The sequence below is a fragment of the Streptomyces sp. CG 926 genome (assembly GCF_003148825.1).
Lineage (GTDB): Bacteria > Actinomycetota > Actinomycetes > Streptomycetales > Streptomycetaceae > Streptomyces.
The window spans coordinates 98,765-124,761 of record NZ_QGGZ01000007.1 but is presented as its reverse complement, the minus strand read 5'-3'; the positions used below and the strand labels follow the sequence as shown (position 1 = coordinate 124,761).

General features: G+C 70.2%; 30 protein-coding genes. 25 read left to right on the top strand and 5 right to left on the bottom strand.

Features of this window, described 5'->3' with window-relative positions:
* The first annotated feature begins 77 nt into the window (after nt 1-77).
* The 6 genes from BCL76_RS19730 (at nt 78) to BCL76_RS19705 (ending at nt 4,897) form a co-directional block, all read left to right on the top strand.
* Complete coding sequence (locus BCL76_RS19730; RefSeq protein WP_375137943.1) at nt 78-1,553, top strand: RsmB/NOP family class I SAM-dependent RNA methyltransferase; 1,476 nt, start codon at nt 78-80, stop codon at nt 1,551-1,553.
* Nucleotides 1,554-1,774: 221 nt separating this feature from the next.
* Entirely contained in the window at nt 1,775-2,461 is a 687-nt protein-coding gene (rpe, locus tag BCL76_RS19725; protein WP_030729526.1) for a ribulose-phosphate 3-epimerase, read from the top strand.
* 124 nt (nt 2,462-2,585) lie between these two features.
* The gene (locus tag BCL76_RS19720) at nt 2,586-3,599 is read left to right on the top strand and encodes a sugar-binding transcriptional regulator (protein ID WP_030729529.1); all 1,014 of its coding nucleotides are present in this window, start codon (nt 2,586-2,588) and stop codon (nt 3,597-3,599) included.
* Between the two features lie 137 nt (nt 3,600-3,736).
* Nucleotides 3,737-3,958: a CarD family transcriptional regulator gene (locus BCL76_RS19715; RefSeq protein WP_030012151.1), complete on the top strand. Its 222-nt coding sequence runs from the start codon at nt 3,737-3,739 to the stop codon at nt 3,956-3,958.
* A gap of 49 nt (nt 3,959-4,007) precedes the next feature.
* Nucleotides 4,008-4,457 carry a ribonuclease domain-containing protein gene (locus BCL76_RS19710; RefSeq protein ID WP_109780810.1) on the top strand — a complete coding sequence of 150 codons (450 nt, stop codon included), beginning with the start codon at nt 4,008-4,010 and terminating at the stop codon, nt 4,455-4,457.
* Nucleotides 4,454-4,897, top strand: a complete 444-nt coding sequence (locus BCL76_RS19705) for a barstar family protein (protein ID WP_109780809.1) — start codon at nt 4,454-4,456, stop codon at nt 4,895-4,897. Before BCL76_RS19710 ends, BCL76_RS19705 begins: the two co-directional genes overlap by 4 nt.
* A gap of 64 nt (nt 4,898-4,961) precedes the next feature.
* Here BCL76_RS19705 and BCL76_RS40360 read toward each other — a convergent pair whose 3' ends face one another.
* From BCL76_RS40360 to BCL76_RS19685, 5 genes are all read right to left on the bottom strand, one after another.
* Nucleotides 4,962-5,438: a group II truncated hemoglobin gene (locus tag BCL76_RS40360; RefSeq protein ID WP_181382631.1), complete on the bottom strand. Its 477-nt coding sequence runs from the start codon at nt 5,436-5,438 to the stop codon at nt 4,962-4,964.
* Entirely contained in the window at nt 5,435-5,764 is a 330-nt protein-coding gene (locus tag BCL76_RS40355) for a putative quinol monooxygenase (RefSeq protein WP_181382630.1), read from the bottom strand. The genes BCL76_RS40360 and BCL76_RS40355 overlap by 4 nt, the downstream gene beginning before the upstream one ends.
* A gap of 73 nt (nt 5,765-5,837) precedes the next feature.
* Nucleotides 5,838-6,347 (bottom strand): hypothetical protein, encoded by a 510-nt coding sequence (locus BCL76_RS19695; protein ID WP_109780808.1) that lies wholly within the window; start codon nt 6,345-6,347, stop codon nt 5,838-5,840.
* A gap of 55 nt (nt 6,348-6,402) precedes the next feature.
* Entirely contained in the window at nt 6,403-8,160 is a 1,758-nt protein-coding gene (locus BCL76_RS19690) for an FAD-dependent oxidoreductase (RefSeq protein WP_109780807.1), read from the bottom strand.
* On the bottom strand, nt 8,157-8,429 hold the full coding sequence (locus BCL76_RS19685; RefSeq protein ID WP_030011039.1) for a UBP-type zinc finger domain-containing protein: 273 nt from the start codon (nt 8,427-8,429) through the stop codon (nt 8,157-8,159). Before BCL76_RS19685 ends, BCL76_RS19690 begins: the two co-directional genes overlap by 4 nt.
* Nucleotides 8,430-8,752: 323 nt before the next feature.
* On the opposite strand from BCL76_RS19685, the gene BCL76_RS19680 reads away from it, so the two are divergent.
* From BCL76_RS19680 to BCL76_RS19590, 19 genes are all read left to right on the top strand, one after another.
* Entirely contained in the window at nt 8,753-9,577 is an 825-nt protein-coding gene (locus BCL76_RS19680) for a type 1 glutamine amidotransferase domain-containing protein (protein ID WP_030769229.1), read from the top strand.
* Between the two features lie 42 nt (nt 9,578-9,619).
* The gene (locus BCL76_RS19675; RefSeq protein ID WP_109780806.1) at nt 9,620-11,266 is read left to right on the top strand and encodes a thiamine pyrophosphate-binding protein; all 1,647 of its coding nucleotides are present in this window, start codon (nt 9,620-9,622) and stop codon (nt 11,264-11,266) included.
* 47 nt (nt 11,267-11,313) lie between these two features.
* Nucleotides 11,314-11,748, top strand: coding sequence for a nuclear transport factor 2 family protein (locus BCL76_RS19670; RefSeq protein ID WP_109780805.1), 435 nt, complete (start codon nt 11,314-11,316; stop codon nt 11,746-11,748).
* A gap of 29 nt (nt 11,749-11,777) precedes the next feature.
* Nucleotides 11,778-12,233, top strand: coding sequence for a nuclear transport factor 2 family protein (locus tag BCL76_RS19665; RefSeq protein ID WP_109780804.1), 456 nt, complete (start codon nt 11,778-11,780; stop codon nt 12,231-12,233).
* Nucleotides 12,234-12,254: 21 nt separating this feature from the next.
* On the top strand, nt 12,255-12,638 hold the full coding sequence (locus BCL76_RS19660) for a nuclear transport factor 2 family protein (protein WP_309136856.1): 384 nt from the start codon (nt 12,255-12,257) through the stop codon (nt 12,636-12,638).
* A gap of 13 nt (nt 12,639-12,651) precedes the next feature.
* Nucleotides 12,652-14,277, top strand: coding sequence for a GMC family oxidoreductase (locus tag BCL76_RS19655; RefSeq protein WP_109780802.1), 1,626 nt, complete (start codon nt 12,652-12,654; stop codon nt 14,275-14,277).
* Complete coding sequence (locus BCL76_RS19650) at nt 14,270-14,881, top strand: DJ-1/PfpI family protein (RefSeq protein WP_109780801.1); 612 nt, start codon at nt 14,270-14,272, stop codon at nt 14,879-14,881. The genes BCL76_RS19655 and BCL76_RS19650 overlap by 8 nt, the downstream gene beginning before the upstream one ends.
* On the top strand, nt 14,881-15,318 hold the full coding sequence (locus BCL76_RS19645; protein WP_109780800.1) for a VOC family protein: 438 nt from the start codon (nt 14,881-14,883) through the stop codon (nt 15,316-15,318). The genes BCL76_RS19650 and BCL76_RS19645 overlap by 1 nt, the downstream gene beginning before the upstream one ends.
* 3 nt (nt 15,319-15,321) lie before the next feature.
* Nucleotides 15,322-17,139: an AGE family epimerase/isomerase gene (locus BCL76_RS19640; protein ID WP_109780799.1), complete on the top strand. Its 1,818-nt coding sequence runs from the start codon at nt 15,322-15,324 to the stop codon at nt 17,137-17,139.
* A gap of 37 nt (nt 17,140-17,176) precedes the next feature.
* Nucleotides 17,177-17,527, top strand: coding sequence for an STAS domain-containing protein (locus BCL76_RS19635; protein WP_030008823.1), 351 nt, complete (start codon nt 17,177-17,179; stop codon nt 17,525-17,527).
* Nucleotides 17,524-19,662 carry a glycogen debranching protein GlgX gene (gene glgX / locus BCL76_RS19630; protein WP_258309804.1) on the top strand — a complete coding sequence of 713 codons (2,139 nt, stop codon included), beginning with the start codon at nt 17,524-17,526 and terminating at the stop codon, nt 19,660-19,662. The genes BCL76_RS19635 and glgX overlap by 4 nt, the downstream gene beginning before the upstream one ends.
* A gap of 16 nt (nt 19,663-19,678) precedes the next feature.
* Nucleotides 19,679-19,990 (top strand): STAS domain-containing protein, encoded by a 312-nt coding sequence (locus BCL76_RS19625; RefSeq protein ID WP_030769266.1) that lies wholly within the window; start codon nt 19,679-19,681, stop codon nt 19,988-19,990.
* A gap of 14 nt (nt 19,991-20,004) precedes the next feature.
* On the top strand, nt 20,005-20,460 hold the full coding sequence (locus BCL76_RS19620; RefSeq protein WP_109781035.1) for an ATP-binding protein: 456 nt from the start codon (nt 20,005-20,007) through the stop codon (nt 20,458-20,460).
* A complete protein-coding gene (locus BCL76_RS19615; protein WP_109780798.1) occupies nt 20,442-21,701 on the top strand; it encodes a PP2C family protein-serine/threonine phosphatase in 1,260 nt (419 codons plus the stop codon). Before BCL76_RS19620 ends, BCL76_RS19615 begins: the two co-directional genes overlap by 19 nt.
* Entirely contained in the window at nt 21,702-22,457 is a 756-nt protein-coding gene (locus tag BCL76_RS19610; protein ID WP_109780797.1) for a MinD/ParA family ATP-binding protein, read from the top strand. It begins immediately after the preceding gene.
* 70 nt (nt 22,458-22,527) lie between these two features.
* Entirely contained in the window at nt 22,528-23,268 is a 741-nt protein-coding gene (locus tag BCL76_RS19605; RefSeq protein WP_109780796.1) for a type 1 glutamine amidotransferase domain-containing protein, read from the top strand.
* A 33-nt stretch (nt 23,269-23,301) separates the two neighbouring features.
* Nucleotides 23,302-24,786 carry an aldehyde dehydrogenase family protein gene (locus tag BCL76_RS19600; protein ID WP_109780795.1) on the top strand — a complete coding sequence of 495 codons (1,485 nt, stop codon included), beginning with the start codon at nt 23,302-23,304 and terminating at the stop codon, nt 24,784-24,786.
* Nucleotides 24,723-25,481, top strand: a complete 759-nt coding sequence (locus BCL76_RS19595) for an NADPH-dependent F420 reductase (protein ID WP_219933966.1) — start codon at nt 24,723-24,725, stop codon at nt 25,479-25,481. The genes BCL76_RS19600 and BCL76_RS19595 overlap by 64 nt, the downstream gene beginning before the upstream one ends.
* Nucleotides 25,466-25,996 (top strand): (2Fe-2S)-binding protein, encoded by a 531-nt coding sequence (locus tag BCL76_RS19590; RefSeq protein ID WP_109780793.1) that lies wholly within the window; start codon nt 25,466-25,468, stop codon nt 25,994-25,996. The genes BCL76_RS19595 and BCL76_RS19590 overlap by 16 nt, the downstream gene beginning before the upstream one ends.
* Nucleotide 25,997 lies beyond the last annotated feature (1 nt).

The window sequence follows — 25,997 nt, the reverse complement described above, 5'->3', positions numbered from 1 at the left end:
AGCAGCATCCGCAGGACTCGTACGACCCGCAAGACCCGTAGCACTCGTAGCACTCGTAACCCCGGAGCACCTTTCACGTGAGCGAACAGCCCCGTCAGCCCCGTCGCAAGCCTGCCCCCGCAGGCGCGGGTGGCAAGCAGGCCAAGCCGTACCGTCGGCCCCAGAAGGACCCCGTGCGGATGCTGGCCTTCGAGGTGCTGCGGGCGGTGGACGAACGCGACGCCTACGCCAACCTCGTGCTGCCTCCGCTGCTCAAGAAGGCCCGCCAGGACGAGAAGTTCGAAGCGCGTGACGCGGCACTGGCCACCGAGCTGGTCTACGGGACGCTGCGCCGCCAGGGCACCTACGACGCCGTCATCAAGGCGTGCATCGACCGCCCGCTGCGGGAGGTCGACCCGCCGGTGCTGGACGTGCTCTCGCTCGGCGCCCACCAGCTGCTCGGCACCCGCATCCCCACCCACGCGGCGGTCTCGGCGAGCGTGGAACTGGCCCGGGTGGTGCTCGGGGACGGGCGCGCCAAGTTCGTGAACGCCGTCCTGCGGAAGATCGCCGCGCACGACCTCGACGGCTGGCTGGAGCGCGTCGCCCCGCCCTACGAGGACGACGCCGAGGAACACCTGGCGGTGTACCACTCGCACCCCACGTGGGTCGTCAGCGCCCTGTGGGACGCGCTGGGCGGCGGGCGCGCGGGCATCGAGGACCTGCTGGAGGCCGACAACGAACGGCCCGAGGTGACCCTGGTGGCCCGCCCGGGCCGGTCCACGCCGGAGGAGCTGCTGGAGGCGGTCGGCGAGGAGTCGGCGCTGCCGGGCCGCTGGTCGCCGTACGCCGTCCGGATGGCCGAGGGCGGCGAACCGGGCGCCCTGGAAGCGGTCCGCGACGGCCGCGCGGGTGTGCAGGACGAGGGCAGCCAGCTGGTCGCCATGGCCTTGGCGGCCGTACCGATCGAGGGCCGTGACGAGCGCTGGCTCGACGGCTGCGCGGGCCCCGGCGGCAAGGCGGCACTGCTCGCGGCGCTCGCGGCGCAGCGCGGGGCGTTCCTGCTGGCCTCGGAGAAGCAGCCGCACCGGGCACGGCTCGTGGAGCGCTCGCTCGCGGGCAACCCGGGCCCGTACCAGGTCATCGCGGCCGACGGCACCCGCCCGGCCTGGCTGCCGGATTCCTTCGACCGTGTCCTGATGGACGTGCCCTGCTCGGGCCTGGGCGCACTGCGCCGCCGACCGGAGGCCCGCTGGCGCCGCCGCCCGGAGGACCTGGAGGGCTTCTCGCCGCTCCAGCGCGGGCTGCTGCGCGAGGCGTTGTCGGCGGTGCGGGTGGGCGGCGTCGTGGGCTACGCGACGTGCTCCCCGCACCTGGCGGAGACCCGGGTCGTCGTGGAAGACGTCCTGAAGGGCCGCGGCGCGGGCCACTCCCCGGTGTCCGCGGAACTGATCGACGCACGGCCCTTCATGCAGGGCGTCCCGGCCCTGGGCGACGGCCCGGACGTCCAGCTGTGGCCCCACCTGCACGGCACGGACGCGATGTACCTGGCACTGCTGAGGCGCACGGCCTAGCCGCGCGAGCGGCGGGCCTTCCGGGCGGGGGCCCTGATGGCGATCAAGGGGCTCCCGTCCCCGGAGCCCCCGCCGCACCGCCCGGCCGGATCCCGCCCCCGGCGGCGCTCCGGCGTCCTGTCGTCCCCGCTGTACCGCGGCCGGGCGTCCCGTCCTGCGCTGTGTGGGGCGACTTGCGGGGTCGTGGCCGGAACCCGGTGGGGGCATGGCAGGCTTGGGGCATGGCCGCTCAGATTTATCCCAGCATCCTGTCCGCCGACTTCGCCCGACTCGCCGAGGAGGCGAAGGCCGTCGAGGGGGCCGACTGGCTGCACGTCGATGTGATGGACAACCACTTCGTCCCGAACCTCACCCTCGGAATGCCGATCGTGGAATCCCTGAGCAGGGCCACGGACATCCCGCTGGACCTTCACCTGATGATCGAGAACCCGGACCGCTGGGCCCCGCAGTACGTGGAGGCCGGAGCGGGCTCGGTCACCTTCCACGCCGAGGCCGCCGCCGCGCCCGTGCGGCTCGCGCGGGAGATCCGGGCCAAGGGGGCGCGCGCCTCGATGGCGCTCAAGCCCGCGACGCCGATCGAACAGTACGAGGACATCCTCCCCGAGCTCGACATGCTGCTGATCATGACGGTCGAGCCCGGCTTCGGCGGCCAGCCCTTTCTCGACATCATGCTCCCCAAGATCCGCCGCACCCGGGAGCTGATCTCCAAGCACGGTCTGGAGCTGTGGCTCCAGGTGGACGGCGGGGTCTCGGCCTCGACCATCGAGCGCTGCGCCGAGGCCGGCGCGGACGTCTTCGTGGCGGGCAGCGCGGTCTACGGAGCGGTCGATCCGGCCACGGCCGTGCGTACGCTGCGTGAGCAGGCGGGTGCGGCGATCGCAGCCGCACCGTGGGCTTGCGACCACTGAACCAAGCGTTGATGAACAGCTCGGTGAACGGGAGCTGTCCAGGCTGATCAACGGCCGTCGGATCTGACAGGATGAACGGCGAGTCGAGAGTGTGAACAGCAGTGAGGAGAACGCGGTGTCTGCAATGTCGGCGGGACGGTCAGCCCTGCGGATGGGACCCGCGGAGCTGGTGCAGGCGGCGGCCATGGCGCGCCGCTTCTACCTGGAGGGAAAGTCCAAGATCCAGATCGCCGAGGAGTTCGGCGTGAGCCGCTTCAAGGTGGCCAGGGTCCTGGAGACCGCCCTCGAACGTGACCTCGTACGGATCGAGATCCGGGTACCGGCCGAGCTCGACGCCGAGCGCTCGGACGCGCTCAGGGCCCGGTACGGCCTTCGGCACGCCGTCGTCGTGGAGTCGCCCGCCGACGCCACCGAGGACGCGCCCGACCCGGAGAACCTGGGTGCGGTCGCCGCCGATCTGCTGGGCGAGCTCGTGAACGAGGGCGACGTACTGGGCCTGGCGTGGGGGCGGTCGACCATTCACATGGCCGCCTCCCTGCACCGGCTGCCGCAGTGCACCGTGGTGCAGCTGACCGGCGTGTACGACGCGGGGACCGCCGAGCGCGGTTCGGTCGAGGCCGTACGCCGGGCCGCCCAGGTCTCGGGCGGTGACGCGCACCCGATCTACGCGCCGATGCTGCTGCCCGATCCGGCGACCGCGGCCGCGCTGCGCAGCCAGACGGGGATCGCACGGGCCTTCGAGTACTTCGACAAGGTGACCGTCGCGGCCGTCTCCATCGGTTCGTGGGAGCCGGGCATCTCGACCGTGCACGACATGCTGACCGACGAGGAGCGGGAGCACTACGCCTCGTTGGGTGTGGCGGCGGAGATGTCCGCCCACCTGTTCGACTCCGAGGGGCGTCGTGTGGGCCGGGACCTCGGCGAGCGGTGCATCACCGTGGAGGCGGACCGGCTGCGGCGGATCCCCGAGGTCGTGGCGATCGCGGGCGGGCTGCGCAAGGCCTCCGCGATCGGGGCCGTGCTGAGGTCGGGTCTGGTGACCAGTCTGGTCACGGACACGGCGGTCGCCGACTACCTCCTCACCGAGTCGGCCCCAGGGCTGCGGCCGGCCTTGGACCGGGCCGACCCGGACGACTGACGCGCTCTCCCACGCGGTCTGACCGGGCACGACGATGCCGTGGCGGCCGCCCGCTGTCGCCGCCGGTACGGATGGTGCTGGAATTGAGATCCGAACGGCGGACCGCGCGGCGGCCTATGGGGCGCATACTGGTTCCAATGACAAAGTCAGCAGTACCTCGCCGCCATTTGCCGTCCAGCCCGTTCAAGGCCCCCGTGGAACAGCCCATCCGGCAGTTCAACGTCGGCGACCGGGTTACCCACGATGAGCACGGCCTCGGCCGTGTCGTCGGAATCGAGGAGGGGATCGCTGTTCTCGTCGACTTCGGTTCGGTCCAGAAGCGAATCCTGAGTCCCTACACCAAGATGGCCGCCCTCTGAGGCGACCGGGCGATTCGCGAGCGAATCGGATATTTGGCACGATCGGTGCATGATCTTTCGGAACGTGCCCCGATCGTTGCTGCGTTTGCCGGGGGCCTTGTTCCTGTGTGCCGCGCTGGTCGGTGTGGTGGGTTGCGGCGGGCAGAAACCCCTGCCTGCCTCCGACGGTGCCAGCGCTTCCGCTTCCGCCTCTGCCTCTGCCGCCCCGGGGTGGGCGAAGGGGATGGCCACGGTGCGGGCCGACGGGCTGCCGCAGCAGGCCCGGGACGTGCTCGCGCTCATCGACAAGGGCGGGCCGTACGCGTACCGGCAGGACGGCACGGTCTTCGGGAACTTCGAGAAGGCGCTGCCCAAGCAGAAACGTGGCTACTACCACGAGTACACCGTGCGGACGCCGGGAGAGCGTGATCGCGGAGCCCGGCGGATCGTGACGGGTGAGGGTGGGGAGTTCTACTACACGGACGACCACTACGACACCTTCAAGGCGGTTCTGCGATGAGCCTGGACCCGCAGCCGCTCGCGCCGGCGCTCGAGGCCGCCGAAACCGCGGGCCGGACGACCCTACGGCTGGACCTGGCCGGGGTACGGGGCAAGGCCGAGCTGATGCGGCGCTGCGGGGATGCCTTGCGGCTGCCGGAGTGGGTCGGCGGGAACTGGGATGCGTTGGCCGATGCGCTGCGCGACCTGTCGTGGTTGCCCGGCCCCCCTCGCGGGGGGTGGCTGGTGGCGGTGACGTCGTGGCGCGGGTACGCCGATGCGTGTCCGGGGGAGTGGGAGACGTTGCTGGAGGTGCTGGAGGAGGCCGTGGACTTCTGGCGGGCCGGTGGCGACGGTGCCGGGCCGGAGCTGGTGGTGGTGCTGGCCGAGGGTGAGGCCGGGCCCGGGCCGGTTGCCGGTGCTCCGCCCCGGACCCCGCGCCTCAAACGCCGGCGGGGCTGAAAGATCGCCTCAAGCGCCGGCGGGGCTGACTGCTGGGGGCAGGTGGGAGGCCTGCCCCCAGGGGTCAGGCGTCCGGGCTCTTCGGGATCCAGGGTGGGGTTTGGCCCCAGGACCAGACCGGGATCTTGGCCGCGTCGACCGGGGGCGGATTGGGCCCTGAGTAGATCAGGGCCATACGGGTGCCCCACTCGATGTAGTAGGCGAACACCCCCCGGAACTCCGGGTCCGTCGGGAGGCCGACCTCGTCGGCGGTGTCCATCAGCAGGTCCACCCAGCGGCGGCGCTGCCGCTCGGTGATCGCCCGGCCCAGGTGCTTGGTGGCCATGTGCTGGTGGCCGCCGTGGTGGGCGGTGTAGTCCGAGGGGCCGCCGAAGACCTCCGACAGCCAGACCGCGACGTGCTGCGGGTGTTCCGAGTCCATGCCGGCGAAGACCGGGGCCAGGATCTCGTCCTGCAGGGCGTGCGTGTAGAAGGCGTCCGTGAGGCGGTTCATCGCCTCCGCTCCGCCCATCCACTCGTAGATGGTGGGTGTGGTGCTCATCGGTCTCCGGCGGCCTTTCCCGTGCCCACGACGCCCGTCACGAGGTAGTGCTGCATCTCCTCGATGGCCGTCACGTACGGACGGATCGCGTTGAAGAACGCCGGGAAGTGCTCGCCCTTGCGGAACCCGCCCAGGTGGGCCTCGATCGAGGTCCAGCGGATCCGGAGGATGTAGCGCTCCTTCTCCTCCTCGCAGCGGGCCAGCTCGTAGTCGATGCACTCGGGCGAGGCCGCCAGGGACTCGGCGGCCCGGGCGTACGCGTCCTCGAAGGCCGACTGGTCGTCCAATGCGATCCGGTAGCGGATGTATTCGACGGTGGTGGTCATGGGTGCGTGCCTCTCCCTGGGTGTCGGTCGTCGCCAGCCTTACGCGATCACACGCCGCCGTGGGGCGGATTCGTCATTCGGACCCGGACTTCATGGAGTCGGTCGGTTCCGACACGTCCGGGCCCTGGGCGCGGACCCGCTGGACCTTGTCCAGCGAGTCGCGCAGTTCGCTCAGCCACTCGTCGGTGTTGCGGCCGACGAGCCGGACGCACCAGGCGAGGGCGTCGGCGCGGCTGCGGGCCACGCCGCCGGCGACCAGGGTGTCGAGGACCAGGCGTTCGGACTGGCGCAGGCGGGTCATCACCGGGACGGCGAGGTGGGTGAACAGGGTCGTCTCCTCCCCCACCCGCACGCCCCAGGCGACCTTCCGGCGGTAGAGCTCCTCGGCCTCGCGGGCCACTTCGATGCGCTGTTCGCGGGTGCGTTCGCGGAACTCCTTGACCGATTCGGTCGCCGGTATGACGCCGACGACCGTGATCTCCTCGCGGTCGAGGGTGACCGAGTCCAGGGACTCGTAGACATCGACCGGCAGGCGCTCGGCGAACCACGCGCGGAGCTGTTCGCTCTGTTCGGCTGTAATCATGTAATCAACGTTGCATCCGTTGCGGCCTTGATCGCAAGGCTCGCGGTGTTCGCTCTCAGCCCATCGAGCGGTAGCGATGGATCAGCGACACGGCCATCGCGCCCTCGCCCACCCCCGAGGCGACCCGTTTCACGGAGTGGGCGCGGACGTCCCCCGCCGCGAAGACGCCGGGGACGCTGGTCTCCAGGGGGTACGGGGCGCGCTCCAGGCTCCACTCGGCCGGGAGTTCGCCGCCGTTCGAGATCAGGTCCGAGCCGGTGAGGACGAAGCCGTACTCGTCCCGCTCGACGACACCCGCGAGCCAGTCGGTGTGCGGGCGGGCGCCGATGAAGGTGAACATGAAACGGGCCGGGATCTCGGTGTCCTCGCCGGTGTCCGCGTCGTGGAGCGTGAGGCGTTCGAGGTGCTCCTCGCCGTCCAGTCGCACCACGGTCGTGCGGACCTTCACCTCGATGTTCGGGGTGCGGTCGATCTCGTCGATCAGGTAGCGGGACATGCTCGCGTCCAAGGAGGCCGCGCGGACCAGGATCGTCACGCGGGCGGCGTACTTGGCGAAGTGCACCGCCGCCTGGCCCGCGGAGTTGGCCCCGCCGACGATGAACACGTGCTGCGAGATGCAGGCCGAGCTCTCCGTGGTGGCCGCGCCGTAGTAGAGGCCGGCCCCCTCGAAGCGGTCGGCGCCGGGGGCGTCGAGGCGGTTGTACGAGACCCCGGTGGCCAGCAGTACCGTCTCGGCGGAGATCTCCGTGCCGTCGGCCAGGGTGAGGATCTTGGCCGGGTCGTCCCGGGTCAGCGAGACCACCTCCACCGGGTGCAGGATCTCGGCGCCGAACCGGGAGGCCTGGATGGTGGCCCGGCGGGTCAGGTCGCCGCCCGAAAGGCCCGAGGGGAAGCCGAGGTAGTTCTCGATCAGGCTGGAGGTGCCCGCCTGACCGCCCGGGGCGCGGGAGTCCAGCATGAGGGTCGACAGGCCCTCGGAGGCCGAGTAGACGCCCGCCGCCAGGCCCGCCGGGCCCGCGCCGACGATGACGCACTCGTAGTGCGGGCGGGAGGCGGTGGTGGCCAGGCCCAGGCGCTGGGCGAGCTGGGTGTCGGTCGGGGCCGAGAGGACCGAGCCGTCCGGGAAGCGGACGAGGGGGAGCGCCAGTGCCCCGTCGGGCTGGGCGGCGATCAGGGTCAGTGCCTCGGGGTCCCGCTCGACGTTCAGGAAGCGGAACGGCTGGCCGTTGCGGGTGAAGAAGTCCCGGACGGCGTGGGTGCCGGGGGAGACCAGGTGGCCGGCGACGATGATCCCGTCGTACGCCGGCCGGTAGGTGGCCAGCCAGTCCGACAGCAGGTCGTCGAGGACCGGGAAGAGCCGCTCGTGCGGCGGGTCCCAGGGCTTGAGCAGGTAGTAGTCCAGGCGGACCCGGTTGATGGCGGTGATCGCGGCGTCGGTCTCCGCGTAGGCCGTCAGCAGCACGCGGCGGGCGTCGGGGAAGCGGCTGACCGCCTCCAGCAGGAACTCGACGCCGGTCACGTCCGGCATGCGCTGGTCCACGAGGAACAGCGCCGGGTCGTGGCCGCGTTCGTCGAGGGAGTCCAGGATCTTCAGGGCGTCGGCCGCCGAGGAGGCGCCGAGCACCCGGTAGCGATCGCCGTAGGCGCTGCGCAGATCGCGGCGGACGGCGCGCAAGACCTGCGGGTCGTCGTCCACGGCGAGGATGACCGGCTTCTTGTGCTCCGCGCGTTCGGCGGCCGCGGCCCCGTTGGCCGCCGGGGTGGTGGCGGTGGTGGCCGTGGTCGCGGCGGAACTCTCCCGGGCCGCGCTCATGCCGGGTCCAGCATGAGCTGATCGGCGTAGCACCAGGCCCAGTCCTCGCCGGGCTCGTGGGAGGCCGCGATGGCGTGCTCGGTGGTCCGGTAGTGCCGGGTGGCGTGACGGTTCCTCGACGAGTCGCAGCATCCGACGTGCCCGCAGCTGAGGCACATCCGCAGGTGCACCCAGGTGTCGCCGGCGATGAGGCACTCCTCGCAGCCCACGGCCGTGGGTTTCACCGGACGTATCTGATCGATGTGTGTGCACAACAGGTCCATCGTCATCGTCCCCGTCCCTCTCCTCGTGCTCTTGCCCGTGCTGTCTCTCGTGCGGTCGCTCTTGCGCTCGCTCGTTCATGACGCGGCTCGTACGCCCGTGATTCACGGCGCGTCCAGACCATAGGGCGGCGCCACCGAAATGGTTCATCGATTCGGCCGAAGTCAGGTAGTCCTGAAGCTACTTCATGACGTCTGCGCACGACTTCCTGATGTGCGGCCACGACCTGCCCCGCTACCTCACGAAGTCGCACACCAGCGCTTTGACGAAGCCCCTGGGCGCGGCCAGTGTGGGGGACGCCAACGACAACAGGCGGCGCCTGGAGGAATACGTGAGCAGAAAGATTCTGGTCATTGTCTCCGAACACGGTTACTGGGCCGAGGAACTGATAGGCCCCGTATCGCAGTTCGACGAGCGGGGCTACGAGGTCATATTCGCCACGCCGACCGGAAAGCGTGCACACGCTCTCCCGCCGAGCCTCGACGCGAACTACATCGACCCCCCGCTGGGACGCTCCGTCACCACCGAGGAGAACGCCCGACTGGGGCGCGAGTTCGAGCAGTCGAGCCGGCTGGACTCGCCGCTCGACATCGAGGCGTGGGTCCCCGAGCGTCCGTACACGAGCGACGAGGGCTACCTGCCCAAGCTGGAGCAGTACCACCGCGATCTGGACAAGCTCGACGCCGACATCGCCGGGTACGACGCGATTCTCGTGGTCGGGGGCAGCGGCCCCATCGTCGACCTCGCCAACAACGAGCGCGTGCACGCCCTGATCCTGGCCTTCCACAAGGCCGGCAAGGTCGTCGCCGCCGAGTGCTACGGCGTCGCCTGCCTGGCCTTCGCCCGGGACTGGGGCGACCGCGGGAGCATCATCCGGGGCAAGCACGTGACCGGCCACTGCAAGGAGTACGACTACAAGGACGGCACCGGATTCCTCGGTACCGACTTCAACATGGGGCCGCCGCCGTATCCGCTGGAGTACATCCTGCGCGACGCGACGGGCCCGCGCGGCGCGTACCACGGGAATTTCGGCAAACCGGTCTCGGTCATCGTCGATTTCCCCTTCGTCACCGGACGTTCCACCCCCGATTCCTATCTGACGGGGCAGAAGATCGTCGAAGTCCTGGAGGACGGTCTCACCCGATACGGCTGGTGATCCCGGAGGTCGCAGGGAAATCGGAGAATCGAGGGGGAATTCATGGAAGCCACTCCCGGACGGGAAAGGCTGATCGAGCAGTTCAAGGCCGACGGTCTGCATGTGATGTTCGGAAATCCGGGGACGGTGGAACAGGGATTCCTCGACGCGGTGGACGCGGCGGAGGACTTCCACTACATCCTCGCCCTCCAGGAGACCGTGGCCGCCGGCATCGCCGACGGGTACGCCCGGGCGACCGGCGGCGCGGCCCTGCTCCAGCTGCACTCCGGCGTGGGCCTCGGCAACGGCATCGGCATGCTCTACCAGTCGCTGCGCGGCCACACCCCGCTCGTCGTGGTCGCCGGTGACGCCGGGGTGCGCTACGACGCCATGGACGCCCAGATGGCGTGCGATCTGGTGGCGATGGCCAAGCCGGTGACCAAGTACGCGACCCGGGTCACCGACCCGCGGTCCGTGCTCCGTACCGTCCGCCGGGCCGTGAAGATCGCGCTCACCCCGCCCCGCGGACCCGTGTTCGTGGCGCTGCCCATGGACGTGCTGGACGAGCTCAACTCCGAGCCCGTCCAGCCGTCCACGGAGGTGCTCACCGATGTGTCGCCCTCGCCGGCCTCCGTGGGGCGGGCGGCCGAGCTGCTCGCCTCCGCCGAGCGGCCGATCGTCCTGGTGGGGGACGGGGTCGCGCTCTCCGGGGCGCAGAACGAACTCGTCACCGTCGCCGAGCTGCTGGGCGCCGACGTCTACGAGGTCGACTCGTCCGAGGTGAACATCGCGGCCTCGCACCCTCTGCGGCGCGGCCAGACCGGGCACATGTTCGGCCCGCACAGCAAGGAGCTCGTGGGGGACGCCGACGGGGTGCTCATCGTCGGTACCTATGTCTTCCCGGAGGTCTTCCCCGAGCTGGAGAGCCCCTTCAGGGCGGGCGCCAAGGTCGTCCACATCGACCTCGACGCCTACGAGATCGCCAAGAACCACCCGGTGGACCTGGGCCTGGCCGCGGATCCCAAGCAGGCGCTGCGCGCGCTGGCCGGCGTACTGGAGCGGCGCCTCGCCCCGCAGCGCCGGGCGGCGGCCGCCGCACGCCTCGACGTACGGACCCGGGAGCGGGTCCGCGAGGCGCGCTCGGCGGGGTCGGCGCCGGACGACGGCACGCCGATGGCCGTCTTCCTCAAGACCCTGGCCGAGCGCACCGGCGGGGACCTGATCGTCTTCGACGAGGCGCTGACCACCTCGCCGCTGGTCACCCGGTACCTGCCGGCGGAGCGCCCCGGCGACTACCACCTCACGCGGGGCGGCTCGCTCGGCGTGGGCTTCCCGGGCGCGGTCGGGGCCAAGCTGGCCCGGCCGGAGCGTCTGGTGGTCGGCTTCGCGGGCGACGGCGGGTCCATGTACACCTACCAGGCGCTGTGGACGGCGGCCCGGCACGGCATCGACGCCAAGTTCGTGGTGTGCAACAACCGCAAGTACCGGCTGCTGGACGACAACATCGCCCAGTACTGGCGGGAGCGGGACATCCCGGAGCACGGCTTCCCGGGTTCCTTCGACCTCTCCCACCCCGAGATCGACTTCGCCGGGCTGGCCCGGTCGCTCGGCGCCGGCGGGATGCGGGTGGAGAAGCCGGACGAGGCGGTCGCCGCCGTGGGCCGGATGCTGTCCCACCCCGGGCCGTTCCTCGTCGACATCCAGATCTGATCCGAGAGCCATCCGACGCAAGCCCCGTACGGACAGGAGGAGACCGCATGCCCGCCGAGCGGCAGCTGACCGAGGAAGCGATCCGCAGTTTCGCCGAGAACTGGTACGTGGCGCTGGACCAGCACGTGGGGCTGGACGACGTCCTCGCCCTGATCACCGAGGACCTGGAGTTCAAGGTCCCCGAGGACACCTTCCTCGGGCACGCGGGATTCGGCCGCTGGTACGAGGCCGTCACCCACCGCTTCTTCGACGAGGTGCACACCGTCACGAAGGTGGAGCCCGTCATCGAGGGCGACCGGGCGGTCGTCCGGGTCCTCGTCAACTGGCAGGCCAAGATCTGGGACCCGCCGGGCGCCCGCAGTCAGTGGCTCGGCTTCGACGCCGACCAGACCTGGACGGTCGTGGCCGGTCCCGACGGACCGCTGATCAAGCAGTACACCGTCAACGACCTGGCGCCGATGCCCGGTTCCGGCTCGCTCTGAGCACGGGCGCCGACGAAGGAGAAGCGACGATGACCGAAGTGACACGGGAGCGGGTCGAGGCGGCCTACGCCGCCCTCGGCTCCGGCGACCGGACGCGCATCCTGCGGTACTACTCCGAGGACCTGCGGTGGCTGGTGCCGGGCAACCACCCGCTGGCCGGCTGGTACGAGAGCCTGGACGCCTTCCTGGAGCTGATGGGGCAGACCCACAAGCTCACGGGCGGCACCTTCCGGATGGACATCCAGGCGGTCCTCGTCGGCGAGGACTGCAGCGCCGACGTGTGCCGCAACGTGGCCCTGCGGGACGGCGCGGACGAGACCAGCACCTCCCCGTACGAGCGGATGGACTACCCGGTCTTCCACTTCATGCGGTGGCGCGGCGGCCGGATCGTCGAGGGCCGGGACGGTCTCTTCGGGGACTCGGCGACCGCCTTCAGCCAGTTCTGGGCGCCGTTCGCGCCGGACGGAACCCGTAGGGACCGATAGACCGACAGGGGGATGAGCGCGATGGACCGACACGAGAGCCACACCGAGATCCTTCGGAAGTACTACGAGTACGCCAACGCCGGTGACTGGGACCGCTGGTGCGACCTGTTCGCCGACGACCAGGTGATGGACGAGCAGCTGGCCGGCCACATCGAGGGCCTGGAGGTCCTGCGCTCGATGATGAAGGGCATGGGCACGATGTACCGGGTCTTCCGCAACGAGCCCCTGCACTTCGTCGTCGACGGGGAGAAGGCCGCGGCCGTCTCGCACCTGACCGCCGTCAGCGCCTCCGGCGAGCCCATCGAGGCCGAGGTCATGAACTTCTTCCGGATCGTCGACGGAAAGATCGCCTACATGGCGAACTACCACGACACGGTCCCCTTCCAGGTGCTGAGCCAGGACTGAGGGGAGCGCGGTCATGGCTGCAGAACAAGCAGAGGAATACGACTACGTCATCGTGGGCTCCGGCACCGCTGGCAGCGTGCTGGCGGACCGGCTCTCCGAGGACCCGGACGTCTCCGTCCTCGTCCTGGAGGCCGGCGGCTCCCGCATCCCGCCCGAGGTGGACGACCCGTCCTCCTGGTACAAGCTCCTCGGCGGGCCGGTGGACTGGGGCTACACCAGCACCCCGCAGCCCGGGCTCGACGGCCGCCGTACCTACGAACCGCGCGGCAAGGCCCCCGGCGGCAGCAGCAACCTCTACATCATGATGCACATCCGGGGCCACGCCTCGGACTTCGACAACTGGGCCTACCAGGGCGCCGCCGGCTGGTCCTACGAGGACGTGCTGCCCTACTTCGCCCTGCTGGAGGGCCAGGAGGACGTCACCGCCACCACCACCGGCACCCGCGGTCCGCAGCGGATCACCAACGCTGGGCGGCACGGCCCCAACCCGGTCTCCCGGGCCTTCATCGACGCCGCCGTCGAGCTGGGCCACCAGGAGATCGAGGACTTCAACACCGACGGACCGCGGCGCGGCCTCTTCGGCACCGGCTGGCACCACCTCGACGTGGCCGACGGCCGCCGCCAAGGCGTCCTCGCCGCCTACCTGGAGCCGGCCCTGCGGCGCCCCAACCTGACCCTGCGGACCGACGCGCAGAGCACCCGGCTGCTCCTCGACGGCGACACCTGCACGGGCGTCGAGTACGTCCAGCTCCGGGCTCCCGCCACGCTTTCGGACGACGCCCCGGGCCGGACCGTCCGGGACGGCCACAGCAGCGTCGCGGCGCCCGGGCCGCACACCGTACGGGCCCGCCGCGAGGTGATCGTGGCGGCCGGGGCGATCGAGTCCCCGAAGCTGCTGCTGCTGTCCGGCATCGGCCACCCCGAGCAGCTGCGCGAGCACGGCATCGAGGTCACCGCGGCCCTGCCCGGGGTCGGCGAGAACTTCCACAACCACGTCCTGACCGGGCTGATGGCCGAGGTCACCCAGGAGCTCCCGCCGCCGGCGCAGAACCTGTCGGAGAGCGCTCTATTCCTGTCCTCGCAGCCCGGACTGCCGGCGCCCGACCTGCAGATCGCCTTCGTCCACGTGCCGTTCGACGTGATCGTCGGTCAGGACCACCCCAACACGGTGTCCATCCTGCCGGGTGTCGTACGGCCGGTCTCGCGCGGCTGGATCAAGCTGGCGAGCGCCGACCCGCTGGCCCACCCGCTGATCAACCCGAACTACCTGGGTGACCGGTGGGACCTGGAACGGATGGTGCAGGGCGTCAGGATCGCCCGGGAGATCTTCGCGACCTCCGCCTTCTCCCCCTGGTACAAGCAGGAGCTCCAGCCCGGTCCGGGCCACGTGAGCGACGACGACCTGCGGACCTTCGTCCGGCAGAAGGCCGAGAGCTACCACCACCAGGCCGGCTCCTGCCGCATGGGCGTCGACGACCTCGCCGTCGTCGACCCCGAGCTGCGGGTGCACGGCGTACGGAACCTGCGCGTGGTCGACGCGAGCGTGATGCCCGCGGTCCCGTCCGGCAACTGCCACACCGCCATCGCGATGATCGCCGAGCGCGCGGCGGACTTCCTGAAGGGGGCCTCCCGTGTCTGACGCGGTCCTGCGCGAGGGCGCGCTGTCCGGGACCCGGATCGCGGTCCTGGTCGAGAGCGACTACTACGAGCCGGAGATCTTCTACTACCAGCGCCGCTTCGCCGAGGAGGGCGCCGAGGTCGACTTCCTGACCCGGCTGTGGGGCAACGACTCCATCACCTTCACCGGGCACGAGTACCGGGCCCCCTTCACCGCCACGCAGTCCCTGGAGGGGCTGAGCGACGACGAGCTGCGCCGGTACGCGGCGATCATCGTGCCCTCCGGCATGGTGGCCGACCGGCTGCGCTACACCGAGGACGTGGACGTCCTCGCCCCGGCGACCGAGCTGCTGCGCCGGGCCTTCGAGCAGCCGACGGTCCTCAAGGGGATCATCTGCCACGGCATGTGGCTGGCCTCCTCGATCCCGGACAAGATCCGCGGCCGCAAGGTGGTCTGCCACAACAACCTCATCGGCGACGTCCGGAACATGGGCGGGGAGTACGTCGACGAGGACGTGGTGGTCGACGGGGACCTGGTCACCGGCCGCACCGGAGCCCACCACCACCTCTTCGCCCGCCGGATCATCGAACTGGTCGCGGCCGGCCGGGGCCGGGGGGCCGGCTGATGCCCGCCGGGCTGCGGTGGTCCCACGTGGGCCTGAACTGCACCGACCAGAAGACCACCGAGGACTTCTACACCCGGTACTTCGGCTTCACCCGGGCCCGGGTGGTCGACCTCGGGGAGTCCCGGATCGTGTTCCTGCGCAAGGGGGACGCGTATCTGGAGCTCTTCGCGGCCGGCGACACCGATCCGGCCCGCCCGGCGAAGGACGACGGTCCGCAGGCCCCCGGCCGGATGCGCCACCTGGCCTTCCAGACCGACAGCGTGGACGCGTTCCTGGCCGAGCTGGGCGACGCGGCGGAAGTGACCCTGGGACCACTGGACTTCGACGACTTCATCTGCGGCTGGCGGACCGTGTGGGTCCGCGACCCCGACGGGGTCGTCGTCGAGGTCAGCCAGGGATACGAGGACGACGGCTCTCACGACAAGGACGGTGCGTGACCCATGGCTGACGCCGTGACCTTCTCCTTCTCCGACACGATCGCGGGCTACGTCGTCCGCTTCGACTCCGGGACCCGGCTGCTGAAGCTGAAGACCTCCGACGGGCGGGAGTTCGACGTCTCCCTCGCCGGGGACCCCAGCGCCGAGCTGGTCCGCAACCTGGACGAGCCCTACATCGACGCCTCCGGGCACATCGACGAGATGCTCTCGCCCGGCCGGTTCCTCTTCGTCTACGGGGTCCACTACCCGGAGCGCGGCGGCTTCGACGCCAAGCGCCTGGTCTTCCTGGGCCGCGGGGCCGAGGACTACCGCTTCGAGGAGCCCAGCTGGTGGATCAAGCAGATCGAATCCCTGGCCGACTTCTACAAGCGGGCGCAGTTCGGCGACGGGCCGGTGGACTTCACCGAGTACCGCACCGAGATCCGGCTCGGCGGTGACAAGACCGCCAGCCACGTCCAGGAGACCGACACGATCTCCCGCCTGGTCTACGGCATGGCCTCGGCCTACCTGCTGACCGGCAAGGACGAGTACCTGGAGGTCGCCGAGCGCGGCACCGAGTACCTGCGCAAGCACATGCGGGTCGTGGACAGCGAGGAGGACGTGGTCTTCTGGTACCACGGCATCAGCGTCGACGGGGACAGTGAGCGCAAGCTCTTCACCTCGGAGTTCTCCGACGACTACGACGCGATCCCGATGTACGAGCAGATCTACGCGCTGGCCGGCCCCATCCAGACGTACCGGGTCACCGGCGACGTCCGGATCAAGAACGACGCGGACGCCACCATCCGGCTGTTCGACAAGTTCTTCTTCGACCCGGAGCAGGGCGGCTACTACTCCCACATCGACCCGATCCTCTTCAGCGCCGACCACGAGTCCCTGGGTGAGAACGCCGAGCGCAAGAACTGGAACTCGGTCGGCGACCACGCGCCCGCCTACCTGATCAACCTGTACCTGGCGACCGGCGACCAGAAGTACGCCGACTTCCTCGAGTACACCTTCGACACCATCGCGGACAAGTTCCCTGACTACAAGAACAGCCCCTTCGTCCAGGAGCGCTTCTTCCGCGACTGGTCGCACGACACCGCGCACAGCTGGCAGCAGAACCGCGCGGTGGTCGGCCACAACCTCAAGATCGCCTGGAACCTGATGCGGATGAACTCGCTGAAGGCCAAGCCGGAGTACGAGCAGCTCGCCAAGAAGATCGGCGAGATCATGCCGGCCGTCGGCAGCGACGTGCAGCGCGGCGGCTGGTACGACGTCGTCGAGCGGCTCAAGGGCGGCGACCAGGAGGCGTACCGGTTCGCCTGGCACGACCGCAAGGCCTGGTGGCAGCAGGAGCAGGCGATCCTCGCCTACCTCATCCTGAACGGCACGGTCGGCGGCGACGCGAACCTGCGCGAGGCCCGGCAGGCCCAGGCCTTCTACAACACCTTCTTCCTCGACCACGACGAGGGAGCCGTCTACTTCAACGTGCTCGCCAGCGGTACGCCGTACCTGCTCGGCACCGAGCGCCTCAAGGGCAGTCACTCGATGTCCATGTACCACTCGGCGGAGCTCTGCTACCTCTCCGCCGTCTACAACAACCTGCTCATCAACGGCCGGGAGATGGACTTCCACTTCCAGCCCGACCCGACGAACCTGCCCGACCGCGTCCTGCGCGTCTCGCCCGACCTGCTTCCTGCCGGTTCGGTGCGGATCGCGTCCGTGGAGATCGACGAGAAGCCGTACACCGACTTCGACGCCGACGCACTCACCGTACGGCTGCCCGATGTCCAGAGCCGGGTGAAGGTCAAGGTCCGGCTGCGTCCGGTGGCCAAGTAGCGCTCAACGGGGGGCGCCCCAATCAGAGGGGAACGCAATGACTCTCAACGTCAAGGAACGCCGGAACAAGACGGGCACCGTGCTCGTCGCCACCGGCGAGATCAACAGCGAGACATCCGGCTCGCTGCTCCAGGCACTGCTGCCGCTGGTCCGCGAGGGCAAGCCGCTGAAGATCGACCTCACGGCGGTCACCTACGTCTCCAGCGCGGGCCTGCGCACCCTGCTCGTGGTCTACCGCGAGGCGCAGCACGCCGGCGTCGCGGTCACCCTCTACGGGGTGAGCGAGGAAGTCCGGTTCGTCATGTCGGCGACCGGGTTCCTCGACTTCTTCGAGACCGGCGAGGCCGTCGCGGCGGCGGCCAAGGCCAAGGCCAAGGCAGCGCGATGACCGAGACCCGGTCCGAGCAGGTGCTGCGCGTCGACGCGTACCCGACCCACGAGGTGGGCGGGTACCGCGTCCGCGCCGGCAAACCGTTCCCCTTCGGGGCCAACGTGGTCCCCGGCGGGGTCAGCTTCTCCGTCTTCTCCGACCAGGCCACCTCCATGACCCTGGTCATCTTCAAGCGCGGAGAACCCGAGCCGATGGCCGAACTGGAGTTCCCCGAGGAATTCCGCACCGGCAGCGTCTTCGCCATGACCGTCTTCGGCCTCGACCACGAGAACATCGAGTACGGGTACCGGGCCGACGGCCCCTACGACCCCGTCACCGGCCATCGCTTCGACGCCCGGCAGGTGCTCTCCGACCCGTACGCCCGGCTGATCGCCGGCCGGGACGTGTGGGGCGTGGAGCCGGACCGCAGCCGCGGCTACCAGTACCGATCCCGCGTCTGCCTCCAGGACTTCGACTGGGGCGACGACACCCCGCTGGGCATCCCCGCCGAGGACCTCGTCGTCTACGAGACCCACGTGCGCGGCTTCACCCGACACCCCTCCTCGCAGGTCACCGCACCCGGCACCTTCGCGGGGCTGCGCGAGAAGATCCCGTACCTGAAGGGACTCGGGATCAACTGCATCGAACTGCTGCCGGTGTTCGAGTTCGACGAGAGCGACAACCCGCGCACCAACCCGGAGACGGGCGAGCAGCTCTTCGACTACTGGGGCTACAACACCGTCTCGTTCTTCGCCCCCAAGGCCGGCTACGCGGCCACCGGACGCTACGGCATGCAAGGCGACGAGTTCCGCACCCTGATCAAGGACCTGCACGCGGCCGGCATCGAGGTCATCCTCGACGTCGTCTTCAACCACACCGCGGAGGGCAACGAGCAGGGCCCGACGATCTCCTTCAAGGGGCTCGACAACGCCACGTACTACATGCTCACGCCCGACGGGTACTACTTCAACTTCAGCGGCACCGGCAACACGGTCAACTGCAACCACCCCGTCGTGCGCAACTACGTGCTCGACTGCCTGCGCCACTGGGTCGCCGACTACCACATCGACGGCTTCCGCTTCGACCTGGCGGCCATCCTCGGCCGGGCCCTGGACGGCACCCCGCTGCCCAACCCGCCGCTGCTGGAACTGCTCGCCTACGACCCGGTCCTGCGGCACACCAAACTCATCGCCGAGGCCTGGGACGCCGGCGGCCTCTACGAGGTCGGCAACTTCCCGGCGTACGGCCGCTGGGCCGAGTGGAACGGCAAGTACCGCGACACCGTACGCAGCTTCCTCAAGGGCGACCCCGGCGTCACCGGCGAACTGGCCACCCGGATCGCCGGATCACCCGACCTGTACGCCACCCGCGGCACCGCGGCCTCGGTCAACTTCCTGACCGCGCACGACGGTTTCACCCTCGCCGACCTGGTCTCCTACAACGACAAGCACAACGAGGCCAACGGCGAGCACAACAACGACGGCGCCAACGACAACAACAGCTGGAACTGCGGCGCCGAGGGTCCCACCGACGACCCGGAGATCAACGCGCTGCGCACCCGGCAGATGAAGAACGCCCTCGCGATCCTCTTCACCAGCCAGGGCATCCCGATGCTGCTGGCCGGCGACGAGGTCGCCCGCACCCAGCAGGGCAACAACAACACCTACTGCCAGGACAACGAGCTCTCCTGGTTCGACTGGGACCAGGTCGCCGACAACGCCGAACTGCTCCGGTTCACGCGGGAGATGATCGACTTCCGCAAGCACCACCGCGAGCTGCGCTCCACCGCCCACCCCACCGGCCAGGTCCGCGAGCACCTGGGCCTGCCGGACATCAGCTGGCACGGGGAACGGGCCTGGCAGCCCGACTGGTCGGCCGAGAGCCGGCTGCTGGCGGTCGCCCGCTGCGGCACCGGTGACGACGACGTGGTGTACGTGGCCATGAACGCGCACTGGGAGTCGCACGACCTGGAATTGCCCGCCCTGCCGGGCGGCCGCAGCTGGCACCTGTTCGCCGACACCGGGGCCGAGGCACCGTACGACATCCGCACCCCCGGAGCCGAGCAGGAGCTGGACAACGCCGGGAAGTACCTGATCGGCCCGCGCTCGGTGGTGATCCTGGTGGGCCGCACGAACGACCTCGACACGCCCTGACCGAAGGAGACCTGACATGCCGCTTTCCGTGTCCCTGAGCATCGAGGGCGACACCACCGTGATCGAACTGACGGGCGAGCTGGACGCCAAGACCGCGCCGGACTTCCACCGGACGATCGAGAAGGCCGCCGGGCACGGCACCACCACCGTCGAGATCAGGATGGCCGGCGTCGGCTACATGGCCAGCGCCGGACTGCGCTCCCTGGTCTTCGCCCAGCAGAAGGTCGCGAACGACGTCACCATCAAGGTGGTCGGTGCCATCGAGCCGGTGTCCCGGACCATCCGGACCGCGGGGCTGGACCGGAGCATCGTCCTCACCGATGAGTGACCACCGTGACTGACATGGTCGAACTGGCGAGGACGTCCTGCGTACTGGAAGTGCCCGCGACGGTGGGGGCACTGGGCGAAATCGCCTCGCTCGTCCTACGGCTGGCAGGAACGGCGGGCCTGGGCAAGGGTGCCACCTACCGGCTCCGGCTGGCCGTGGACGAGCTGGCCACGAACGTCGTGATGCACGGGTACCGGGGCGGCGACGGACGGATCACCGTCCGCGGCCGCTCCGGCCCGGGCGGGGTGCAGATCGTCATCGAGGACTGCGCACCCCCCTTCGACCCCGTCGAAGGCCGCCTGCCGCCCGCCCCCGGGGTCCCACCCGAGGAGCGGCGGATCGGCGGCCTCGGCATCCACCTGGCACTCACCAGCGTGGACGAGTTCGGCTACGCGCACAGGGACGGCCGCAACATCAGCACCCTGACTGTGAAGGCTGAGGGGACGGACCCATGCCCTCCACGACCGTGATCATCCTCGACGCGTACCCGCCACCGCCGCCCGAGCTGCTCGACGCTCTGCGGACGATGGACGCGGCACTCGTCACCCGCTCCCTCGCGGAGCTGCGCGAAGGCGCCCTCGAACTGCTGCCCGTGGCGGACGTGCTGCTCGCCCCGGCCGAGTCCGACGGGGAGGCCGTACGGATGGCCGTACGCCGGCTGCGCCGCTGGGCCGGGGCCCCCATCGTGGTCGTCTGGACCGTGACGGAGTTCGCCGCCCTGGAGGAGCACGTCCGGATCGGGCACGACTACCTCGTACCGCCCTTCCTGCCCGCCCTCGTCGGGGCCCGGCTGCACAGCTGCTCGGAGCGCGCCGGACTCGGCCGCACCCTGCGGGAGGCCGACGCCCGCGCCGAACTCATGGGCTACGAGAAGGAACTGGAGATCGGCCGGGAGATCCAGGCGGGCTTCCTGCCCGAATCGATGCCCGTCCCCGACGGCTGGGAGATCGACGTGCGGTTCCGTCCCGCCCGGCAGGTCGCCGGCGACTTCTACGACGTCTTCGAGATCTCCCGCGGTCGCCGGCTCGCCTTCGTCGTCGCCGACGTCTGCGACAAGGGGGTCGGAGCCGCGCTGTTCATGGCACTCATCCGCTCCCTGCTGCGGCACACCGCCCAGAACAGCGGTCTGCAGCACCTGGTCGCCGCCGGACGCGCCGGCGGCAGCCGGCGGATCCCGGTCGTCGGCGCCACCCCGCTGCTCAACGCGGTCACCGCCACCAACGGCTACCTCACCCGCAACCACCTGCGGCAGGGCTACTTCGCCACCCTGTTCTTCGGGGTGCTCGACCCGCTCACCGGCAGCCTCGTCTACATCAACGGCGGCCACAACCCGCCCCTGCTGCTGCCCGCCGACGGCAGCCCGCCCGTCGCCCTGCACATCACCGGACCGGCGGTCGGGATCCAGCCCGACTGCGTCTACACCCTCGGCTACGCCCAGCTCGACCCGGGCGACACCCTCTTCGCGTTCACCGACGGAGTCCCCGAGGCCCGCTGTCCGAACGGCAGCTTCCTCGGCGACGACCGGATGCTGGAACTGCTCGCCGGCCCACCGGCCAGCGGCAAGGACGTGGTCGACCGGATGGACTGGGCGGTACGCGAGCACACCGGCACCGCCGAACAGCACGACGACGTCACCATGCTGGCCCTGCACCGGCCACGCGCGGCGCGGGGGCCGCGCGCGGACGGCGCCGGCACCCGGGTGGTGGCCTAGATGACCCGCACCATCGTCGTGCACTCGCACCGCGGTGGGACGGGCAAGTCCTCGGTACTGGCGAACCTCGCGCTGCTCCTCGCCGCCGAGGGACGCCGGGTGGGGGTGGTCGACACCGATATCCAGTCACCCACCCTGGACCTGCTGTTCCGCCTGGGGCCCGGCCCGTCCCTGACCGACTACCTGCTCGGCCGCTGCGAGATCGAGGCCACCGCCCAGCAGGTGGGCGCCGTTCCCGGTCGGGGGAGCCTGTACGTCGTACCGGCCCGGACCGGGACGGCCGCCCTGCGCGAGATCATGGGCGGGGGCTACGACGTGGGGCTGCTGCCGGAGGGTTTCGACCGGCTGGCCACGCACCACGCCCTCGATGTGCTGCTGCTCGACACCCACGCCGGGCTCAACAACGAGTCGGTGACCGCCATGGCGAGCGCCGACGTACTGATGATCATGGCGCGGGCCGACCGGATCGACCTCTCCGGCGTCGAGGAGACCATCGCCCTCGCCGGGCGCCTGACCTGCCGGCGGAACCTCGTACTGAGCATGGCCCCCGAGGGCATCGACCGCGACGCGGCCCGCAGGCGCTCCGAGGCGGTCTACGGGGCGCCCCTGGCCGGAATCCTTCCCTACTCGCCGGAAATGGCGGCTCTGTACGGCGAACGCATATTTGCCGAAGCCCATCCCGACCACCCCCTGGTCGGTGAATTCCGCACCATCATCTCGGCGTTGGACGCACGTGACGAAGTATCGCGGGCCTGACGTCGTCCCCCTTACGCCCCCCGCGGGTGGCGTGTTGAATCGGCAGCGAATCCAGAACAAGGAGAGAATCATGAAGATTCTCGTCGTCATGACGGCCAAAGCCACACTGCATCTGCTCGACGGTGAACAGCATCCCTCGGGATTCTGGGCCGAGGAATTCGTCGTGCCCTTCTCGCTCTTCAAGGCGGCCGGCCACGACGTGGACGTGGCGACGATCGGAGGCCGGGCGCCGACCGTCGACCAGACGAGCATCGACCCCCAGTTCCTCCGGTGGGTCCGCCCCCAGGGTTCGCCGGACGAGGACGCGGCCAACGCCGCCGAGTACGTCCGGGTCATCGCGGACACCCCCCAACTGAGAGCCCCCATCGCACTGGAGGCCCTCACCGAGAAGGACATCACCGACTACGACGGCGTGTACGTCAGCGGCGGCCACGGCGCCATCGGCGACCTCCCCAAGTCCGACGAGCTCGCCCAGATCCTGCGCTGGGTCATCGCGCAGGACAAACCGCTCGCCACCGTGTGCCACGGCCACACCTCGCTGCTCGCCCTGCGCGACGGCGAAGGCCGCTGGCCTTTCGAGGGCTACCGGATGACGGCCTTCTCGCACGACGAGGAACTGGTCACCAACATGGCCGGCCGGCTCCCGCTGATCCTGGAGGTCGAACTCACCCGGCTCGGCGCCCGCTACGAGAAGGCCCAGGCCATCTGGGACTCGCACGTGGTCGTCGACCGAAAGCTGACGACCGGCCAGAACCCCTACTCCTCCAAGGCCCTCGCCGAGACCTTCTTGACCCAGCTCGCGAAGGGCTAGAACCGCCCCCGCACCCGAAACCGGAAGGCAGCCATGACCAAGCGTGAGCTGAGCGGCCAGCCCCTCGCCAACCCCGGGAAACTGTTCATCGGCGGCGCCTGGGTCCCGGCCCAGGACGGCCGTACCGAACCGGACATCAGCCCCGTGGACGGGCAGGAGATCGTACCGGTGGCCCAGGCCGCCGCCGCCGACGCGGACGCGGCCGTCGCCGCCGCCCGCACGGCGTACGAGGAGGGCCCCTGGAGCAGACTGTCCGCCCAGGAGCGCGCGTTGCGGCTGAACCGGGTCGGTGAGCTCATCGAGCGCGACCTTGAGGAGATCGCCCTGCTGGAGACCGTGGACATGGGCAAGCCGTTCGCGTTCTCCAGCACGGTCGACGCCCCCATGGCCGCCCAGCTCATGCACTACTACGCCGGGGCCGTGACCCGCGTCGACGGCTCCTCGCGCGCCCCGGCCGGTGGCCAGCTCGCCTACACCCTGCGCGAACCGCTGGGCGTGGTCTGCGCCATCACCCCGTTCAACTTCCCGCTGCTGCTGTCGATGACGAAGATCGCACCGGCGCTCGCGGCGGGCAACACGGTGGTCCACAAGCCCTCCCCGGCCACCCCGCTGACCGCCCTGAAGATCGCCGAGCTCTTCCAGGAGGCGGAGATCCCCGACGGGGTGCTGAACGTCATCACCGGTCCGGGCGTGGAACTGGGGGAGACCCTCACCGGCCACCCCGACATCGACAAGATCGCCTTCACCGGCTCCACCTCGGTCGGCCAGACGATCATCCGCAAGGCGGCCGGCACCCTGAAGAAGGTGACGATGGAACTCGGCGGCAAGTCCGCCAACATCGTCTTCGCCGACGCCGACCTCGACGCCGCCGAGGAACTGGCCTTCTTCGGCATCTACTACAACAAGGGCGAGATCTGCACCGCCGGCTCCCGGCTGCTGCTGCAGCGCCCCATCCACGACGAGATGGTCGAACGCCTGGTCCGCCGGGCCGCCGACCTCAAGCCCGGCGACCCGCGCGACCCGGCCACCCTCTTCGGACCGCTGGCCCACCGCGGCCAGTTCGACAAGGTCAGCTCCTACATCGAGGTCGGCGAGAAGGAAGGCGCGATCCTGCGCACCGGTGGCAGCGGCTGGACCCCCGAGGGCGCCTCCAGCCAGGGCCTGTACTTCCTGCCGACGATCTTCACCGGCGTCGACAACAGCATGCGGATCGCCCAGGAGGAGATCTTCGGCCCGGTCCTGTCGATCATCCCCTTCGACAGCGAGGAGGACGCCGTACGCATCGCCAACGACAGCGCGTACGGCCTCGCCGCCGGCGTCCACACCAAGGACCTGCGGCGCGCCCACCGGGTCGCCTCGCAGATCAAGGCAGGCACGGTCTGGGTCAATTGCTACAACCAGTACGACCCCGCCGTGCCCTACGGCGGCTACAAGGCCTCGGGCTACGGCCGCGAGTGCGGCCCCGAATCGCTGGAGAGCTACACCCAGACCAAGTCGGTCTGGATCGGCATGGACTGAGAGCGCTACCGAGACCGACGGCGAGCGCCACCGGGACCCACCGAGAGCGCGACCGAGACCTCCATTCCCGAGGAGCGGCAATGCGGACAGGCATCATCGGCACCGGGCGGATCGGCTCGACCCTGGCCAGGATCCTCGTGGCGGCAGGCCACCAGGTCGTCCTCGCCAACGCCCGGGGCCCACAGACCCTCGACCCGCTCGTGGCCGAGCTGGGACGGGCCGCCTCGGCGGCGCACCCCGCCGAGGCGGCCGACCGGGCCGAACTCCTGGTGCTGATGGTGCCCTTCGAACGCGTCCGCGGGCTGCTCCCGCCGTACGCCGTGCAGGACAAGGTGCTGGTGGACGCCACGAACGCGTTCGGCGGCCCCGGCACCCCCGCCGACCTCGGCGGGCGCGGCTCCAGCGACCTGGTCGCCGAGTGGTATCCGGGCGCCCAGGTCGTCAAATCCCTGAACACCATGCATTTCGAAACCCTCGCCGTCGCCGGCACCGCACCCGGAGAGCGCCTGGCACATTTCACGGCGGGCGACGACATGAAATCGAAGGAAATCGTCGCGGGAATCATCACGGATCTGGGATTCGCACCCGTGGACACCGGCCCGTTGCACTCCGGAGGAATTCTCCAACAGCCCGGCGGGCCCCTTTTCAATCGGCCGCTCACGGAAGCGCAGGCGCTGGCATGGATATCACACTGAAGGTGAACGGAAGACCCGAGCAGTTCTCGGCGCAGCCGAACGAACTGCTCGTGGAACGGCTCCGCGACGGCCTCGGGCTGACCGGCACCAAGGTCGGCTGCGACACCGGCCAGTGCGGCACCTGCGTCGTCCGCCTCGACGGCAGATCCGTCAAGAGCTGCCTGGTCCTCACCGCCTCCGCCGCCGGTGGCGAGGTGGCCACCATCGAGGGCGAGACCACCCGCGGCGGCGAACTGTCCGGCCTCCAGGAGGCACTGCGCCAGGAGCACGGCACCCAGTGCGGCTTCTGCACCCCCGGCATGGTCATGGCCCTGGGCGAACTCGTCGACGCCACCGCCGGCGGCGAGGCCCCCACCGAGCCCGAGATCCGCGAATGGCTCACCGGCAACCTGTGCCGGTGCACCGGCTACCACAGCGTCGTACGGGGCGTGCAGCGCGCCTGCGCGGCCGCCCGCGCCCAGGCGCCCGCCGCCGAGCCGGCCGCCGCGTCCGCCGCTGCCGGACAGGAGGTGTGAG

What these genes read in the sequence shown, in the direction of transcription:
- glgX (WP_258309804.1), top strand. Translation starts at nt 17,524, where the DNA reads ATGACCGAGACCCGGTCCGAGCAGGTGCTGCGCGTCGACGCGTACCCG.
- BCL76_RS19645 (WP_109780800.1), top strand. Translation starts at nt 14,881, where the DNA reads ATGCCCGCCGGGCTGCGGTGGTCCCACGTGGGCCTGAACTGCACCGAC.
- BCL76_RS19695 (WP_109780808.1), bottom strand. Translation starts at nt 6,347, where the DNA reads ATGATTACAGCCGAACAGAGCGAACAGCTCCGCGCGTGGTTCGCCGAG.
- BCL76_RS19590 (WP_109780793.1), top strand. Translation starts at nt 25,466, where the DNA reads ATGGATATCACACTGAAGGTGAACGGAAGACCCGAGCAGTTCTCGGCG.
- BCL76_RS19710 (WP_109780810.1), top strand. Translation starts at nt 4,008, where the DNA reads ATGATCTTTCGGAACGTGCCCCGATCGTTGCTGCGTTTGCCGGGGGCC.
- BCL76_RS19600 (WP_109780795.1), top strand. Translation starts at nt 23,302, where the DNA reads ATGACCAAGCGTGAGCTGAGCGGCCAGCCCCTCGCCAACCCCGGGAAA.
- rpe (WP_030729526.1), top strand. Translation starts at nt 1,775, where the DNA reads ATGGCCGCTCAGATTTATCCCAGCATCCTGTCCGCCGACTTCGCCCGA.
- BCL76_RS19665 (WP_109780804.1), top strand. Translation starts at nt 11,778, where the DNA reads ATGACCGAAGTGACACGGGAGCGGGTCGAGGCGGCCTACGCCGCCCTC.
- BCL76_RS19685 (WP_030011039.1), bottom strand. Translation starts at nt 8,429, where the DNA reads ATGACGATGGACCTGTTGTGCACACACATCGATCAGATACGTCCGGTG.
- BCL76_RS19675 (WP_109780806.1), top strand. Translation starts at nt 9,620, where the DNA reads ATGGAAGCCACTCCCGGACGGGAAAGGCTGATCGAGCAGTTCAAGGCC.
- BCL76_RS19660 (WP_309136856.1), top strand. Translation starts at nt 12,255, where the DNA reads ATGGACCGACACGAGAGCCACACCGAGATCCTTCGGAAGTACTACGAG.
- BCL76_RS19690 (WP_109780807.1), bottom strand. Translation starts at nt 8,160, where the DNA reads ATGAGCGCGGCCCGGGAGAGTTCCGCCGCGACCACGGCCACCACCGCC.
- BCL76_RS19605 (WP_109780796.1), top strand. Translation starts at nt 22,528, where the DNA reads ATGAAGATTCTCGTCGTCATGACGGCCAAAGCCACACTGCATCTGCTC.
- BCL76_RS19655 (WP_109780802.1), top strand. Translation starts at nt 12,652, where the DNA reads ATGGCTGCAGAACAAGCAGAGGAATACGACTACGTCATCGTGGGCTCC.
- BCL76_RS40355 (WP_181382630.1), bottom strand. Translation starts at nt 5,764, where the DNA reads ATGACCACCACCGTCGAATACATCCGCTACCGGATCGCATTGGACGAC.
- BCL76_RS19610 (WP_109780797.1), top strand. Translation starts at nt 21,702, where the DNA reads ATGACCCGCACCATCGTCGTGCACTCGCACCGCGGTGGGACGGGCAAG.
- BCL76_RS40360 (WP_181382631.1), bottom strand. Translation starts at nt 5,438, where the DNA reads ATGAGCACCACACCCACCATCTACGAGTGGATGGGCGGAGCGGAGGCG.
- BCL76_RS19720 (WP_030729529.1), top strand. Translation starts at nt 2,586, where the DNA reads ATGTCGGCGGGACGGTCAGCCCTGCGGATGGGACCCGCGGAGCTGGTG.
- BCL76_RS19705 (WP_109780809.1), top strand. Translation starts at nt 4,454, where the DNA reads ATGAGCCTGGACCCGCAGCCGCTCGCGCCGGCGCTCGAGGCCGCCGAA.
- BCL76_RS19635 (WP_030008823.1), top strand. Translation starts at nt 17,177, where the DNA reads ATGACTCTCAACGTCAAGGAACGCCGGAACAAGACGGGCACCGTGCTC.
- BCL76_RS19640 (WP_109780799.1), top strand. Translation starts at nt 15,322, where the DNA reads ATGGCTGACGCCGTGACCTTCTCCTTCTCCGACACGATCGCGGGCTAC.
- BCL76_RS19670 (WP_109780805.1), top strand. Translation starts at nt 11,314, where the DNA reads ATGCCCGCCGAGCGGCAGCTGACCGAGGAAGCGATCCGCAGTTTCGCC.
- BCL76_RS19620 (WP_109781035.1), top strand. Translation starts at nt 20,005, where the DNA reads ATGGTCGAACTGGCGAGGACGTCCTGCGTACTGGAAGTGCCCGCGACG.
- BCL76_RS19615 (WP_109780798.1), top strand. Translation starts at nt 20,442, where the DNA reads ATGCCCTCCACGACCGTGATCATCCTCGACGCGTACCCGCCACCGCCG.
- BCL76_RS19625 (WP_030769266.1), top strand. Translation starts at nt 19,679, where the DNA reads ATGCCGCTTTCCGTGTCCCTGAGCATCGAGGGCGACACCACCGTGATC.
- BCL76_RS19715 (WP_030012151.1), top strand. Translation starts at nt 3,737, where the DNA reads ATGACAAAGTCAGCAGTACCTCGCCGCCATTTGCCGTCCAGCCCGTTC.